Origin of the sequence: Spirulina subsalsa PCC 9445 (assembly GCF_000314005.1) — a bacterium.
GTDB classification, from domain to species: domain Bacteria; phylum Cyanobacteriota; class Cyanobacteriia; order Cyanobacteriales; family Spirulinaceae; genus Spirulina_A; species Spirulina_A subsalsa.
In genome coordinates this window covers 2,357,119-2,372,959 of the sequence record NZ_JH980292.1, presented here as the reverse complement: position 1 = coordinate 2,372,959, position 15,841 = coordinate 2,357,119, and the positions used below count along the sequence as shown (strand labels likewise).

General features: G+C 44.1%; 17 protein-coding genes and 2 pseudogenes. 13 read left to right on the top strand and 6 right to left on the bottom strand.

Annotated elements, in window-relative coordinates; translation table 11 throughout:
* Positions 1-175 precede the first annotated feature (175 nt).
* The 9 genes and pseudogenes from SPI9445_RS32090 to SPI9445_RS0111035 form a co-directional block, all read left to right on the top strand.
* Positions 176-370 (top strand): annotated as a pseudogene (locus SPI9445_RS32090) (Fic/DOC family N-terminal domain-containing protein); the annotation flags it as partial.
* Positions 352-564 carry a helix-turn-helix domain-containing protein gene (locus SPI9445_RS32085; protein ID WP_164674602.1) on the top strand — a complete coding sequence of 71 codons (213 nt, stop codon included), beginning with the start codon at positions 352-354 and terminating at the stop codon, positions 562-564. The pseudogene SPI9445_RS32090 and the gene SPI9445_RS32085, both read left to right, overlap by 19 nt.
* A gap of 406 nt (positions 565-970) precedes the next feature.
* A complete protein-coding gene (locus tag SPI9445_RS27545) occupies positions 971-1,456 on the top strand; it encodes a hypothetical protein (protein WP_017304812.1) in 486 nt (161 codons plus the stop codon).
* A 24-nt stretch (positions 1,457-1,480) separates the two neighbouring features.
* Positions 1,481-1,894 (top strand): CoA-binding protein, encoded by a 414-nt coding sequence (locus SPI9445_RS0111060; RefSeq protein WP_017304811.1) that lies wholly within the window; start codon positions 1,481-1,483, stop codon positions 1,892-1,894.
* Between the two features lie 88 nt (positions 1,895-1,982).
* Positions 1,983-2,867 (top strand): annotated as a pseudogene (locus SPI9445_RS25205) (ParA family protein); the annotation flags it as partial.
* A 24-nt stretch (positions 2,868-2,891) separates the two neighbouring features.
* Complete coding sequence (locus SPI9445_RS0111050; RefSeq protein WP_017304809.1) at positions 2,892-3,644, top strand: ParB N-terminal domain-containing protein; 753 nt, start codon at positions 2,892-2,894, stop codon at positions 3,642-3,644.
* A gap of 19 nt (positions 3,645-3,663) precedes the next feature.
* Positions 3,664-4,293, top strand: coding sequence for a flavin prenyltransferase UbiX (locus SPI9445_RS0111045; RefSeq protein WP_017304808.1), 630 nt, complete (start codon positions 3,664-3,666; stop codon positions 4,291-4,293).
* On the top strand, positions 4,293-4,967 hold the full coding sequence (locus SPI9445_RS0111040) for a hypothetical protein (RefSeq protein WP_017304807.1): 675 nt from the start codon (positions 4,293-4,295) through the stop codon (positions 4,965-4,967). Before SPI9445_RS0111045 ends, SPI9445_RS0111040 begins: the two co-directional genes overlap by 1 nt.
* A gap of 80 nt (positions 4,968-5,047) precedes the next feature.
* The gene (locus SPI9445_RS0111035; RefSeq protein ID WP_033374529.1) at positions 5,048-5,566 is read left to right on the top strand and encodes a shikimate kinase; all 519 of its coding nucleotides are present in this window, start codon (positions 5,048-5,050) and stop codon (positions 5,564-5,566) included.
* 100 nt (positions 5,567-5,666) lie between these two features.
* On the opposite strand, the gene SPI9445_RS25200 is transcribed toward SPI9445_RS0111035, so the two are convergent.
* The 4 genes from SPI9445_RS25200 to SPI9445_RS0111010 form a co-directional block, all read right to left on the bottom strand.
* Positions 5,667-7,085: a PAS domain-containing sensor histidine kinase gene (locus SPI9445_RS25200; RefSeq protein ID WP_017304805.1), complete on the bottom strand. Its 1,419-nt coding sequence runs from the start codon at positions 7,083-7,085 to the stop codon at positions 5,667-5,669.
* Between the two features lie 5 nt (positions 7,086-7,090).
* Positions 7,091-7,615 (bottom strand): methanogen output domain 1-containing protein, encoded by a 525-nt coding sequence (locus tag SPI9445_RS0111025; protein ID WP_017304804.1) that lies wholly within the window; start codon positions 7,613-7,615, stop codon positions 7,091-7,093.
* A gap of 526 nt (positions 7,616-8,141) precedes the next feature.
* Entirely contained in the window at positions 8,142-9,356 is a 1,215-nt protein-coding gene (gene tnpB / locus SPI9445_RS0111020; RefSeq protein WP_017304803.1) for an IS200/IS605 family element RNA-guided endonuclease TnpB, read from the bottom strand.
* 796 nt (positions 9,357-10,152) lie between these two features.
* On the bottom strand, positions 10,153-10,536 hold the full coding sequence (locus SPI9445_RS0111010) for an ArsR/SmtB family transcription factor (RefSeq protein ID WP_017304801.1): 384 nt from the start codon (positions 10,534-10,536) through the stop codon (positions 10,153-10,155).
* A gap of 236 nt (positions 10,537-10,772) precedes the next feature.
* Between SPI9445_RS0111010 and SPI9445_RS28455 the strand changes: the two genes are divergently transcribed.
* Entirely contained in the window at positions 10,773-10,943 is a 171-nt protein-coding gene (locus SPI9445_RS28455; RefSeq protein WP_071525280.1) for a metallothionein, read from the top strand.
* Between the two features lie 83 nt (positions 10,944-11,026).
* Here the strand turns inward: SPI9445_RS28455 and SPI9445_RS0111000 are convergent, their stop codons facing one another.
* Entirely contained in the window at positions 11,027-12,652 is a 1,626-nt protein-coding gene (locus SPI9445_RS0111000; RefSeq protein ID WP_071525279.1) for a mechanosensitive ion channel, read from the bottom strand.
* A gap of 141 nt (positions 12,653-12,793) precedes the next feature.
* Here SPI9445_RS0111000 and SPI9445_RS0110995 point away from each other — a divergent pair, with 141 nt between their 5' ends.
* A complete protein-coding gene (locus SPI9445_RS0110995; protein ID WP_017304798.1) occupies positions 12,794-13,252 on the top strand; it encodes an SRPBCC family protein in 459 nt (152 codons plus the stop codon).
* A gap of 68 nt (positions 13,253-13,320) precedes the next feature.
* Here SPI9445_RS0110995 and SPI9445_RS0110990 read toward each other — a convergent pair whose 3' ends face one another.
* A complete protein-coding gene (locus SPI9445_RS0110990; RefSeq protein ID WP_026079701.1) occupies positions 13,321-14,136 on the bottom strand; it encodes a SirB1 family protein in 816 nt (271 codons plus the stop codon).
* A 128-nt stretch (positions 14,137-14,264) separates the two neighbouring features.
* Between SPI9445_RS0110990 and SPI9445_RS25195 the strand changes: the two genes are divergently transcribed.
* Together SPI9445_RS25195 and SPI9445_RS0110980 are read left to right on the top strand one after the other, a co-directional pair.
* The gene (locus SPI9445_RS25195; protein ID WP_017304796.1) at positions 14,265-14,705 is read left to right on the top strand and encodes a PPC domain-containing protein; all 441 of its coding nucleotides are present in this window, start codon (positions 14,265-14,267) and stop codon (positions 14,703-14,705) included.
* 150 nt (positions 14,706-14,855) lie between these two features.
* The gene (locus SPI9445_RS0110980) at positions 14,856-15,836 is read left to right on the top strand and encodes a diguanylate cyclase domain-containing protein (RefSeq protein ID WP_017304795.1); all 981 of its coding nucleotides are present in this window, start codon (positions 14,856-14,858) and stop codon (positions 15,834-15,836) included.
* The last annotated feature ends 5 nt before the right edge of the window (positions 15,837-15,841 follow it).

Here is a 15,841-nt window from a genome sequence, read left to right as displayed (position 1 = left end):
GGCAAGAGGGGGAGTGTCAAAAGCCCAAGAGCAATACTATGACTACATTTGGCTAGAGCCAATCCTACTACAAAAAATCTTATTTTACAAAAATATCAAAAAATAAAATAAGATTGCTGATTGTGGATCATATTTTAGTGATCTAAAATAAGAGTCCTCCTTGTTAGTTCTTATTATGCGTTCGGGTCAATTTATAAAACAAGTTGAAGGTTACACAGCTTTCATTCCTGCACCTTTACCGCCTAATCCCCCTATAAACATGGATTCTGAGCTTACACGCTTGCTTTCTGATGCAGACAGGGCTTTAGGTCGTCTTGATGGCGTAATTTCGATTTTACCTAATCCTGATTTATTTGTGGCGATGTACGTTTATTAGATTTATTATTTGAGCAACCCCTTGTTAATATTCGATTCATTGAAAAAAATTTAGGGTGTGCTTATGTGACTGCCAATAAATTAGTTGACCAATTTCAAGAACTAGGTTTACTAAAAGAAATTACAGGATGGCAACGTAATCGACTATATCGTTATGAGCCTTACCTAGCACTTTTTGACAATTACTAAAAATTAAGTTCTTGCCTTTTGGTTGGGTTGCGCTGCCGCTTCACCCAACCTACAAAATATGAATATTAGTTCAAAATCCCACGCTGTAGCGACTAAAATATGAACTTGCCAAACTAGCCTTTCATGCTAACATGGGAGGTATAGCACCCCTCCGCAAATTTACGATACTTTACACTCTGAGAAAAAACTTGATATACCGTTCCCCCGTAGATTTACTTGATACCATAAGAGTATCGGCTACGCATTGATTTTGATCACAGAGTAAAAACCTGTTTATCACCCCAAAGGGTGCGAGTAATCACGCAGATAGCTGTTTAAACTCACCGGGAGAGTGAGACGACATCACTGAGAAGATCCCGGAAACACGAGATATTGAAATTGTTCTCAATCACAGGGACTCGGAATCATGTTTAATCCACGCACTTTTGCTTTAACCTTAACCACCGCTTTACTTTCCCTTTCTTTTGGCGTAATTTTTACTCAAAGTGCGATCGCCAACGAAGAAACACAAGTACAAGGGAATAGCCCAGCCTTCCTCCGGGATGGGGTCTATCTTTACGGGGAAGTTCCCGAAGCAGACCAACTCGGTGCCGTCTACATGACCTTTGAAGTGCAAGATGGTCAAGTCACAGGGGCTGTTTATCAGCCGTATTCCTCCTTTGACTGCTTCTATGGTCGTCCTCAAGGGACAAACTTAGCCTTAACCGTAGTCGATAGCTACACCAACGAACGGTTTAGCCATGATATCGCCGTGCGGGAAACAGAAACCCTCAGCGCTTCGGTGAATCGTCCCGCCGCCGCCGGAATGAGTTTAGAAGGTTTATCCCCCCTAGAAGTAACAGCCAATGACTTGAGAATGATTGGAATGTGTCAAGACAAACTCGGTCGTTAATCCTTTCCTCACACTTCACACTGTATGCAAATTGATGATGCCGCATTACGCGAGATTCTCACGCAAACTCAAACCATTGCCTTAATCGGCTACTCCAACAAACCACACCGGGACAGTTACCGAGTCGGTCAATTTCTCACCCAACAGGGCTATCTCGTCTATCCAGTCAATCCCCGACTGGAAACCCTAGACGGACAGCCCTGTTATCGTTGTTTGGAAGAGATTCCCGCCCCCATTGATTTGGTGAATGTGTTTCGACGGGGGGAGTTTTTACCGGAAATTGTCAAAAGTGCGATCGCCATCCAAGCTAAAACCCTCTGGACTCAATTGGGCATTATCCACCCCAGCGCCGCCCAAATCGCCCGAGAAGCCGGGTTAAACGTGATTCTGAACGCCTGTATCAAAATCGAGTACCAACGCCTCCAAATTCGCCCCTAACCGATTCAATGATAGGCTAGAGGGATATCCTAACCATTGTTTCAGTAGCAGGTCAACAACCCCACCCACGACGGGATAGGGTTTCGGGAGGACAATCATGAAAACCATTGCGATTTATCACCACAAAGGGGGAGTCGGGAAAACAACCGTAGCCGTTAACCTAGCTGCCGCCTTGCGCAAACGGGGAAAACGGATTTTATTAGTAGACATCGACGCACAAGCTAACAGCACCTTCGCCACGGGATTAATTAAGTTTGAATTTGAGCAGGATGATGATCTCAAAACTTGCAATGTTTACCACCTCCTAGAAAATACCCATCTCATCTTTGTTGAAGATGTAGTGAAACCCTCAAATTATTTTAACCAGCCAGAAATTGATGTCGTTCCCTCTCATATCACCCTCATTTCCCAACAACCTAATTTAAGCCGCTTTGCCAGTACCGCTATCCGTTTAGCGCGCAAACTGGATAAAGTGACAGATCAGTACGATTTTGTTATTATTGATACTCCCCCCTCCTTGGATTTATATGCCCAAGCCTCCCTTACGGCGGCTGATTATCTGATTATTCCCTCAGACTTAAAGCCCTTTTCTAATCAGGGGTTATCCAGTGTTAGCGATTTTGTGACCTCCATTATTAATGAAAATCGGGAAGGTTTAGGCAAAGAACCCCTAAAAATTTTAGGTGTTTTACCCTCTAAGATTTCCCCCAATCCCATGTATTTAAAACATACATTTCCCAAACATCAACTTGCCATTACGGAGGTTTATAACTTTCCCTTGATGGAAACCATAATCCTAGAAAAAACTGCCCTTTCTAAATGTATTCACCAAACCGTTGTCATGGGCGATTTAGAAATCCCAGCCCCCCAATCTATCCTAGATTATGCCTTAAAAGCCCCTCAAGAAGCCAAAGCCTCCGCCTTGGAGTTTGAACAGTTAGCTGATGAAGTGTTGAGCCAAATAGACCCATAATATTGAAGTGGAAGGAGATAACAAATGGTTATTTTTTTAATGATTGACATTGAGAACATTATATGCAATACTCCCCGTTCTAATTTTAGTGAGGAGCAAGTAGAAAAACTAGCCGATCATATTCTGAACGTTGAGGGACTTTTACAACCTGTTATTGTGAAAAAAGCAGGGTTTGAGAGTTACGAATTAATCGCCGGAGAACTGGCCTATCATGCGGCGATGCGGGCGAGAGAAAAGAATCCGAGTCAGGGAGAAGTGGTCAACGCTTTTGTCATTCAGCCTGAACAACAGAGTTATGTTGTAGAACAGTTGGCGGCTTTTCTCGAAGCACAGAGTCCCGCCATTCCCCTAACTGTTGAACCCCCCGCAGCCTCTCCTGTTGTTCCGGCACAAGATGACCAACGCCTATTAGATTTAGAACAACGTTTAGAGCAACAAGGGCAAGACATTCGGGCTGAGTTTAACCGTTTATATGAACAGTTAGCGGAGAGAATGACGGTACTGGAAACCGCACCCCCACCCGAAACGTCTGCTGAACCTTCTGGGGCAGTGATGGGGTTATTAGACTCGCTGAATGTGTTAGATGGGAAGTCCTTACGCTCGGAATTAGAACGGCGAAATATTCCCCGAGCGAGTATTTTAGCCAATGCAATTATAACGGCACGGGACAAACAACCTCAGCAGGTTTTTCGCGGGTATGGTGATGTCGTCGCTTCCGTGAAAGGGTTGGGGGATAAAACGTTAATTAAGATGATTGATGCTTTTGCTTTGAGTTAATCTGTTTACGGTTCACTTTATGAAACCTCTCACTCTTGGCATTAGTGGTGCCAGTGGCCTAATTTATGCCGTCCGGGCGATTAAATATCTCCTCAGTGCCGACTATACCCTAGATATTGTTGCCTCAAAAGCGGCCTATATGGTTTGGCAAGCAGAACATAATATCCGAATGCCCCCAGACCCAGAGGAACAAGCCATTTTTTGGCGAGAACAGGCAGGAAATCCCAGTCAGGGGGTGTTACGCTGTCACCGTTGGGGAGATGTGGGGGCTACGATTGCCAGTGGGTCTTTCCCCACGTTGGGAATGCTGGTGATTCCCTGTAGCATGAGTACGGTGGCAAAAATTGCCCAAGGGTTAAGTTCCGATTTACTGGAACGAGCGGCGGATGTACAGTTAAAGGAGGGGCGGAAGTTGGTGCTTGTCCCTCGGGAAACTCCTTTGAGTGTGATTCACCTGCGCAATCTCACGACTCTCGCTGAAGCAGGAACGCGAATTGTGCCAGCGATTCCCGCTTGGTACCATCACCCCCAAACCATTGAGGATTTAGTGGATTTTGTGGTAGCCCGGGCGTTAGACCAGTTCGAGATAGATTGTGTTCCCCTCCAACGTTGGCAGGGGGGCATGAACCAAGGAAAGGGGGAGGATTGATGCAGATTTTTGTTCTCTTGTTACTGGTTTTGGGGTTAGTCTTGCTGGTGGCTCAAAATTGGGTCCCTCTGTTGCCGTTGGTGCTGTTTGGGTCTACGACGGCATCTCTTCCGGTGGCTATTTGGTTGGTGTTGGCGATCGCAGCCGGAATTTTAACCAGCATCCTTTTACAAATCCTCAACTATCGCCCCGTTTCCGCCTCTTCTAGACCCCGTACCCCCCCTCAACCGGCTCCCCGGTATCGAGAGTCGGAAAACGCCTCAGAAGGAGCAAAAACCCGCCTTCAGGATAGCAATGGCTGGGACAGACCTCTCTCGGAAGATTGGGACGCACCGGGGGAGGAGGAGTGGGATATTGAAGAACCTCCCCGTGAACGCACCATTCCCCGTCCTCGACCCCGTGAAGACTATCGCGACCCTACCCGTAGTTACGAAGTCCCCCAGCCTCCCCGTGAGGACTATCGCAACCCTCCCCCCAGTTATGAAGTCCCCCAGCCTCCCCCCCAAACCCAAAAAGAGGGAACCGTTTACCGTCAACAGTACGGGGAAAGAACTTCTCAACCGACTGCCGAAGAACCCGCCCGCCAAACTGATAATATTTATGAGGCGGATTATCGGGTGATTACACCACCGTTTCGCCCTGACTCTTCAACGGATGAGGAGGATTGGATTTAGGGAACAGGGAACAGGGAATGGGGAATAGGGAATAAAGAGTAGGAGAAAAATTAACAGTGGTGGGTGAATTATTAAAAGGAATGAGTGTGTTTCTTGTGGGGATGATGGGCTGTGGGAAAAGTACAGTGGGGGAAGGTTTAGCCCGTCAATTGGGTTATCACTTTTTGGACACAGATAGCCTAATTGAAAAGGTGGCTCAAACGACGATTCCTGAGATTTTCGCCTGTGAGGGAGAGGCAGCATTTCGAGATTTAGAGAGTCAGGTGTTGGAACAAGTCTGCGCTTATACTCGATGCGCGATCGCAACCGGGGGAGGAATCGTCATCCGTCCCCGCAATTGGAGTTACCTCCAAAATGGTTTAGTTATCTGGTTAGATGCCCCCGTTTCCCTGTTAGTCCAACGATTACAAGGAGATACTACCCGACCCTTACTAGAAGTCGAAAACCTCCCAGCCCGTTTAAGCCAACTCTTAGAACAACGTCAGAGTTTTTATGCTCAAGCGGATCTCAAAATCACCCTCGAACCGGAACAAACCCCTGAGCAAATTGTGCAGGAGATTCTCCATCAAATTCCCTCAGTCATCAAGGTTAGGGAATAGGGAACAGGGGAATCGGGAATTAATTAGTATTCCCCATTACCTATTACCTATTCCCTCTCCCCTGCTCCCACCAACTCTCGGAATTATTCAGCAAGCCCTATTAACCGACTAAAAGATTAGAGCCTATCTGACTAGATTCAGGTTGGGTCGGAAGCAGATTAGATCCTCTCCGAGTGGATTCGGGTTGAGCCGCAGAGGAATATTGACGGGCAGGAATTTCTACCCTAAATTCTGAACCTTGACCCGGAACAGAATGACAGATTAATTGCCCTTGATGGAGGTCTGTGATAATTTTATAACTAATTGAAAGTCCTAATCCTGTCCCTTTCCCCACAGGTTTGGTCGTAAAAAACGGATCAAAAATATGCGGACAGACTTGCTCACAAATGCCTAAGCCATTGTCTTTAATCGTAATACCTATTGTCTCAGAATTAACCTGTTTTGTAGAAATGTACAGTTGAGCAGGATACTGTTCAAGCTCGTCACTATTGCGCGCTATATCTGCTTCAATTAACGCATCAATGGCATTACTGATCAAATTCATAAACACTTGATTTAGTTGACCGGGATAGCAATGAATTAAAGGCAAGTCGTTATAGTCCCGAATGACCTCAATCGGAGAACCTCGTAAAGGTGTCCCTAAACGGTTGCGCAAAATCAACAATGTGCTTTCGATACCGTCGTGAATATCCACGGCTTTAGCCTCGGATTGATCTAGACGGGAGAAGTTACGCAGGGATTGAACAATTTCTAAAATACGCTGGGTTCCCATACGCATTGAACCCAGTAAACTATCTAAATCTTGGAGAATAAAATCAAGATCAACCTCTGCTTGATACTCCTTAATATGGGGGGGTACATCGGGATACTCTTCCTGATATAAACGAATTAACTCAACCAAATTTTGAACATACTCTTCAGCATGAGATAAATTGCCATGAATAAAACTCACAGGATTATTCACCTCATGACAAATTCCTGCAACTAATTGTCCTAAGCTGGACATTTTTTCAGTTTGAATGAGTTTGATTTGTGTGGTTTTTAGTTGCTGCAAAGCATGAGTTATCTGGCTATTTTTTTCCACCAGTTCTGATTCTACCTGTTTGCGACGATGAATTTCTTCGCTGAGTTCGTCAATCTTTTGATTTAAAACGGCAAAATCTAAATTCGCAGAGGCTCGTTGCTCCAAGCGCAGTAAAATTAAGGCGGGGGAGTCCCCAGAAGCAGGTTGTAAGACTCCCCCTTCTGCACGGCAAATGAGAACCTCTCCGGGCAGGGTAAAGGTTAAAGAGCCTAGAGTTAGTTGCCGACTTCTACCGCAGGTTTGCAGATAATTCTGCACAGTCTCCACCTCATCTTCTACCAAGTCAAATAAACTCGCCCCGCGCAAGTCTTTCCGGTTGCGCTGGAGTAATTTAGCAGTAGGTTGATTCAGATTTAAAATATCCCCTCGAACGGTGACTAATAACAGGGGTTCTGGTAAAACGCGGGCAAACTCTAGGAACTCTTCAGGTGTCATAATTCTTACGCGCCAAAATATTCCCGACCTTCTGCATCTTCTGCTTCTTCTGTCAGTTGAAGATAAACCACCACTCGGCAGCCATCATGACCTTGGGCGATGGTTTCTTGTAATTCTACTTTGGCATAGCCTAGGTTATCGGCTGCAATGGAGCCAAAAACATTAGAGGTCATCATGCACATGGAAGGACGCTCTAATACTTTTTCGGCAAAGGGACAAACTCGATTGCCAAACACAATTTTTTCGTCGCTTTCTTCAATGACATAAAAATCACCTTGAATCCGTCGTTTTAGGTCGATTAAGACTTGGGTCACTTGCTCACGGGAGAGTTTGGAGACTTGGAGAGCAGATTTGTAATCCTCGTCAATGGCTCGACCCATAGCTTGACCGACTACACTAATAAAGCCAGACGCTTCTTCTAAACCGACGACACTTTGTAGGGTGCCAGCCAGTTCGCGGATTAAAGTCCGCAGAAAAACATCTCGTTCTAAGGGAATCTCTAGGCTTTCTAAGGGAGATGAATAGGTCATAGTTCTGTTCCTTGTCTGAATAAAAATACAGCACTGATTTAAGGAATTTCCCTAATTCAGAACGGTAATACGCTGATTCGCATTAGCAGATGCTCAAAAGAAAAAAATATACCAGGATAGTGTATGGGATTGAGTGGATCCCCAACTTAATCTAATCCCCTTTTCATTGATGATGACACTTTTAGCATGGAACTGTCTAGGAAAGAGAGAAGATTAAGAGAGAAACTTAACACTTATTTACGTTCTAGCTTTCACCATCTCATAGAAGATCCATGATGCTTGAACTAACTCCTAGATATTGGTGAACCCCATTAAGGATGAGTTAGTTCAGAAAACCAGCTTTTTCCCCTATTGATCATCTGTTGTTTTTGGCAGCGAAAAAACCGAATATCAAGCTATGTCTTATCTCTAGCTTGTTATTGTCTTCTGAAGAGGACCATAACAATCCGCACAATTTTTAGAAACGGAATATAATGCACAGATTTGTTATATTGTCAATACCCATGACGATGATGAGCAATTATACTTAGCGTGAACTACCCCACCCTGCCGTTGGCGAGGATGGGGCTTCCTGATTCAATGGAACATCTAGCAAAACCGAAATCTTGCCAGGTTGTCTTACGTTCCCTCCCCAGGCCGTATCGCTGGTTCCCAACGACAATATCCGCAAGGCTTCATTTTTAATGTTTTGTGCTGCATTAATATCACGGTCATGGTGAGTGCCACAATTTTGACATTCCCATTGCCGAACTTCTAACGGTAAGCTATCCACTCGATTAAGGCAAACGTGACAAGTTTTTGAAGACGCAAAAAAGCGGTCAACTTCAATATAGGTTTTGCCTTCCCACTCGGCTTTATATTTAAGCATAGTGGTAAACATCCCCCAACCCACATCACTAATTGCCTTGGCTAGTTTAGGGTTTTTTACCATCCCTTTGACGTTCAGATTTTCTACAGCAATTACTTGGTTTTCGTTAACTATCTTGCGGGATAGCTTGTGTAGAAAGTCCTCACGACAATGGGCAATTTTACTGTGAACTTTGGCGACTTTTTGTTTCGCCTTAGCTCGATTTTTACTACCTTTTTGTTTACGCGATAGCTTTTGTTGCTTACGCTTTAGGTTTTTCTGATGCTTGGCAAAATGGCGAGGGTTGTCGTACTTAGACCCATCGCTAGTAATGGCAAAATGAGTTAGTCCAACATCAATGCCAATGGCTTTGCCCTCAACCGATGGGCTAATGGCATCTTTCCCGTCATCCACTAACACCGAAGCATAGTATTTGCCATCAGGATTTTTGGAGAGAGTAACTGTTTTGATTGTCCCTTCAAGTTCCCGATGACGACGGCAATAAATCAATCCAATTTTTCCCGGTACTTTGAGATAGTCTCCTTCAAACTTAACGTTAGCGGGATAACTTAAAGACTGCCGACCATGCTTTGACTTGAAACGGGGTGACAGCGCCCGTTTCTCAAAAAAGTTTTTATAGGCAGTAGAAAGATTAAGGGCAACCACCTGCAAGGATTGGGAGTAGGCATCTGTTAACCAAGGATACTCCTTTTTTAGTCCTGGTAATAGGCCTTGGATATATCCCCGGGACAATCCTTTTCCCGTCTCAATATAGGTTTTCTGGCACAAGTCTAAGGCCAAATTCCAATACCAACGACAGCATCCGAACGCCTTAGCCAGGGATACTTTTTGCTCGTTAGTAGGATAGATACGATACTTGTAAGCCTTATACATTATCGAGAAACGGCGTTGCCGATAACAGTATAACATATTATAGCAAACGCCTGAGCCGTTAGGACAATATCTTGGTCTGGCTTGGTGCGGATACAAACGCATTCGATGTCCTAATTTTCCTGACTCCTGCTATATCTAAGGATTTTATCTAAGGATTCGCTGTCGCTCAGTTTATTACTGGGTTGTTATCCATCCCCTCCCTGCAAGCGAGGAAGGGGAATTCCGCAACATTTTTGTTAAATTGGGGTCAAGTAGGAGTGCGGAAAGTGATATAGCGGGTCTATCAGGTATTTAATTTCGGGTGGATTGTACGGTGGAATAAGGGTTTTAGCCTATGTTTTTTATATTTTCTTTAGAATTTCATAAAGTTAAAGAAACTGCCTCTGGATTATTCTCTTTGTCAAGAGTACCAGAACCCTTGAAATTTGGTCAAATCTTAGTTTAAAAGTTGACTTATTTTTGTATTAATTCTTAATGTTATTACAAATAACAAATATAAAAGACGGATTTTATAAATAAAAACTAATATTTGAAGAGGATGCTGACTTTGTTTTACCTCCCTTGGGTGTCAAGGGTGTGTCGGGCTGCGCTAACGCTAGAGTGCAGGGATTCTGGGGAATTCAGCTAAATTGAAGAAAAACTGTCGGACTGTCACAAAAATTGCACAATCTTTTAGTATCTTGAGTTTAAAGCGAAAAAATCCCCTAGATAGAAACGGAAATGCCCTCCTCCTTGAGGAGGTTTTTTTTGACTATTTTTTGGGTGGGATTATTGACTATTTTGGGGTCAATGCAGTCTAATCAATTTCATCCAGATGTTCAGCCACCGCTTGATAGAGATCTAAAATGTGATGATCGGCCAAACGGTAGAAAACCTTACGGCCTCGTTTTTCGTAACGCACTAAGCGAATTGCCCGTAAGGTACGCAGTTGATGGGATACGGCTGACTCACTCATGGTTAAGGCGATCGCCAAATCACAGACACAAAGTTCCTCTTGTGCCAGCAGCGACAGGATGCGCAGACGATTGGGATCCCCCAAAAAACTAAAAAACTCCGCCATCCGTTGGGCTTTTTCCGGGTCTAACACCCCCTGCCCTAATTCCGCTAAATGATCTGTTGCGAGGGGGTGGGGTAACTCACATTCTAGGTCATCTATCAAGGCCCTATTAAGATCCGACATCGGTTTTCCACTCTGAGAAACAAAAACAAAAATACTATACTGTAGCCGATCCTTCCGGTTACTCACTGGGGGAAAAAGGTTTGCCCCCTCTCTAGGATAACCCGAACTCCCCGATATCGCAGGACAAGACCTTTCCCCAGACCTTAAGGAAAATTGAACAGTATCTGAACACCTGTTCAGACTTTTGAGCTAAAATATGAATAGCTGTTCAGATATTCGCAAGAAGGAGAACTAACATGGCAGCCACCTTAGAAAAAGTGAAATGTGCTTGTAGTACCTGTGAATGTATGGTGAGTCCCGACAAAGCGATTGAGAAAGACGGAAAATATTATTGTGGTGAAGCTTGTGCCAACGGTCACACCGACGGATCTCATGGCTGTGGTCATCCGGGCTGTAATTGCGGATAATCGGGAAGTTTGGGGTGTAGGGGGAATTCATGATTCCCCCTACTGCTATTCCCAATTGCCAACTTCTAACTCCCCCCCTTCAATTAATCCCGCTTGAAGGATTCTAACCATTGGCGGAGTTGTTCGGCGGCAATATCACGACCTCCCCAACCAAAGGCGATCGCAAAAGCAACGGCGATCGCACCCACAATTAAACCAAACGCCAGATTAACAATATTCGGGGCGATTCCCATTTGTTGTAAGGCCATTGCAGACACCAAGGTAATAATCGAAATGCGCGCCGCATTGCCCACTAAACAAGCCTGACGATTACCGGAACTAGCAATCAAGTTATAGGCTAAATTGGCGAAATACAGGCCAATGGCGAACACCACCGCCCCCGCCAACACCTGCCCGGCAATGGTCATAATACCGCCCACCAAGCCCGTTAAAGCGTTGATCTGTAAAATATCCACCGCCGTTAGTGCGGCAATAAGAAGCACCGCGACGAAGACAATCATCCCCACAATTTCCGAGGGAGTGCGAACCGGAATCGTTTCATTTGGGGGTGTTGTTTGTTCCTCCGGGTTAATATCTTGGGGAGGCGCCGCAGGAGAGGCAAACCCTAACCATTCATAGAGATGATTAAACCCTAACCCCACCAACAAACTGGTCACCAGATCCGACAGATATTTCCCCGCCACATAGCCCAGAATTAGCACAATCGCCGCCATAAAGATATTGGGCAGCACCGCTAAAATCTGTTCCAACATGGCGATCGCAGGTTGAGAAATCGCCTCAATCTGTAACGCATTGAGTGCCGCAATGGACACCGGAATCAGCACCAAAATATAGGCTAAGGTGCCCAGAATCCAAGACAGAGAACGTTGTCCCGTGGCAGAGGAAAAACCGAACCCTTCCCCCATGCGATCTAAACCCGAAGCGGCCAATAAATTCGTCGCCACTCGACGGACAATTTGCGCCACTAACCAGCCAATGCCGCCAATCAACACCGCCGCTAAGATATTGGGTAAAACCCCCAACACCTGATTCACCAACTGCTGCACCGGAACCAGCGTTCCTTCTAATTGCAGGGTACTGAGAATCGAGGGCAAAAACAAGAGGAAAATAAACCAATACAAGGCATTAGCCAGAGTTTCCGTGAGGTGCAAAGACTCCCCACCTTCTGGGGAACTACCCACTTGTTCCCCCAGCTTTTCATCTAAACGAGTAGCGCGTAATCCTCGGACAACAATCAACTTGGTCAGCGTTGCTAACAGCCACGCTAGGCCCAAGAGAATGGCCGCCCCACCCACTTTAGGCAAAAAGCGCGTCACTTCCTCTAACAGGGCTTCTAAGGGGTTAGAAACCTGTTCTAAGTTCAGAACACTGAGGGCGGCAATAATGACAAAGAGAATAATCAGCCAGTAAATGGCCCCTGCAATCCATTTTTCAATGGGGAAGGAAGTATCTCCCCCCGTCATCCAAGCGGCAATTTTATTATCAATCTCGGTGCGATGTAAGATGGTGTAGGTAATACGACGCGCCAAGCTCGCAATAATCCAACCCACCACTAAAATTGCGATCGCCTGAACCAACGTAATTAAAGAAGTACCAAGGTTAGAACTCACCGTAGACAGGGTTTCATCCACCCAAGTGGGCATAGGAGAAGCCTGTGCCAACACAGGAGGTGCATGGCTCACGAGAGTTCTGCTAATGGTCAGTATCATGGTATATACCTGAATTCTGCATCTACAGGGGTCACTGCAACACTTAAAAACCCCTGCTACTTTGAATAATACCGAAGTTTCCGCCAAAAACCATCAAATTTAGATAAAATACCCATAACCAACCGTCTGTTATCCCGTCCCATGTCTGCACGCCAAGTTTTTGAGCAATCGATTAGTATTAGAGCCAGCGCCGTTGTCGTAGAACGTTGTGTGACGGAACAGGAACTCATGCAGCGCTGGTTAAATCCCGCCCTACGCTGTGAACCGATGGGGGAATGGAGTACCGAATTAGGCAGTCGTAGTCGGTTTATTATCCAGATTCCCTTTTTACAACCCACCCTCAAAAATACCGTAGTGGAACGAGAACCGGGGTTAGTGGTGTGGGAATTCGACGGCTTTTTCCGAGGGCGCGATCGCTGGGAATGTACCCCCACCCCCGAAGGAACCCAACTCCTCAACCGCTTTGAATTTGAAATCCCCAATCCCCTCGTCCGTTGGGGCTTTAACACCTTTGCCGCCACCCTAACCAAAGAAGACATGAAAGCCCAACTCCGCCGCCTAAAACGAGTCGCCGAAACCCTCTATCAGTTACAAGATTAATTGCATGGATGCAATAAGCCCTCAATCATCACTGGTTTCCCCCCTCCTGATTCTAGGACGAGTCCATTTTACCGCATTTGATTTAAAAACTCTTCAATCATCAACGCGTCAGGAGCATTAGGCACTTGGGTGAGATACTCTTCTAAATCCTGAATAGCCAGCCCCCATTCATTCAATTGATAATACAATAATCCCCGATCTCGCACTTCCCCATAGTTCTCAGGAAATAACAATAAAATCCGATCAATCGTGGCCACAGCCTTAGAAAATAGTTGTCGATTCAGAAAAATAAACTTAAGATTTGTTAATATTCTGGCTAAAAACTGATGTTTACTAATCGGGTGTAAAAATTCAGGTTGCAAGATAACAGACTGTTGGTAAAGTTTTGATAAAATGTCTTGACAATCTTGTTCAAATAAAATATTACCTTGTTCAAAGGGATCAATAAAAATGCCGACATTTTCAAATTCAGGTCGGAGAATAAAATGTCCGGGCATTCCGATGCCAACCATAGGAAAATTTAGCCGCTTGGCAACTTCCAAATAAAGTAAAGATAAACTAATTGGAATTCCTAAGCGACGATCTAAAACATCATTGAGGAAACTATTACGGGGATCATAATAATCGGCCTTGTTTCCTCGGAATCCTAAGTCCTCATAGAGATACTTATTGATAATTCTAATCATCTTTAGGGGGTATTGCTTATCCGGTAATCGTTCTCTCAATTCAGCAGCAATATTATCTAGAACCCCCAAATAAACATCCGGTTCAAGAAAATCATATTCTTCTTGAGCAATATATAGGGCGGCTTTGGCTAAATCTAGTTCAGCTTCGTTTTTTTTGATTTCGCTATAAAAGTTTTGTCGTGCCAGAGAAAACATCATTGGGTTTATTCCTAAAACCATCTCCTAGAGATTAACACACTCTGCTGAGAGGGTAGGGCGTTTAGGGTGTAGGAAATTGCCATGAAGCGTATAATAGGGTGTGATGACAAGTTAACGAGCAAAGGATCATGATCACAAAGAGCCGCTTTTATATTTATTTGGGGTTATCTTGCCTCTTAAGCCTAATGATTGCTGTTGTGGGGGAGAATGTAGTCAAGGCGAACCCTATTTTAAATGAGCAAGGACGGATTGAAGAGAGTGATGCTAAACTAGAAGACGGTAGTTTTTATGATCTTTACACCTTTCCAGGAGAGGCAGGGCAACGGGTGCGGATTCGTCTAGAGAGTGAAGATTTTGATCCCTATCTGGTGCTATTTAACACCCAAGGAGAAAAACTAGCAGATGCCGATGATATTAGTCCCGAAAACTGGAATGCAGAACTTGAATATTTATTGCCTGATGATGGTATCTATCAAGTGATTGTGAACAGTTATAATCCTGAAGGTCGAGGAGCGTATAGTTTAGTGATTTATATTGAGCCAAAAACCTCAAACTATGAACTTGAATAAATCCTCATAATTTAGAATAGAATAGTTTGGCTGATTGTTTGAACATCTATCAGGATTATACTTGATGATTAATTCCTTGATCTGACCCTGTTGTATCGTGAACCATGATTAATCTTTTTAGCCATTTTAACATTATAGAATCCTTGAGATATGTCCTCGCTCTTAAGCACTACAATCCCTAAAATTTTAGTGGTGGATGATCTTCCCCACAACTTGCGTCTCTTGGAAAAAATATTAACAGATCAAGGATATGAAGTCCGTTTAGCTAATGGGGGAAAATTGGCATTAACCAGCCTTTCTCGCTTTACTCCAGATTTAATTATTCTGGACATTTTGATGCCAGAAATCGATGGTTATGAGGTTTGTAAAGAGATTAAAGCAGATTCAAAAACGGCTCATATTCCGATTATTTTTGTTAGTGCGCTTAGTGAAGGATTAGATAAGGCAAAGGCTTTTCGGGTAGGAGGTGCAGATTATATTACTAAACCGTTTCAAGTGGAAGAAGTGGTAGCACGGGTAAAACATCATCTACAATTAGTTGATTTAAACCGACAGTTAAAGGAGCGAAATGAGGCGTTAGAGAACCTTAATTTACAGCTACAATCAGCCTTAACAAAGCTAGAGTATTTAGTTAACATTGATGGACTAACACAAGTGGCTAATCGTCGTTATTTTGACACTATTTTAGAGCAAGAATGGAATGACGCAAAACAGCAAAAAAGCTATTTAGGTTTTATTTTATGTGATGTGGATTATTTTAAACAGTATAATGATTATTATGGACATTTAAAAGGGGATGACTGTTTAATTAGAATCGCCAAAATGTTAAGTGAAGTGGTCAAGCGTTCTGGAGATTTAGTCGCTCGGTATGGGGGGGAAGAGTTTGCTTTGATTTTACCAAAAACTAACCCTAAGTCTTTGATCACATTAACGGAAAAAATTCAAAATCGATTGTTAAAATTAGCGATTCCTCATGAATGTTCAGATATTGCTCCTTATGTGACGTTGAGTCTGGGTGCGGTGAGTTGGATTCCCGAAGAGAAGGACAAGACAGAGGATTTAATTCGGAAAAGCGATCGCGCTTTATATCTAGCCAAACACCAAGGACGCAATCGTACTGTTATTCTATAGGAAAA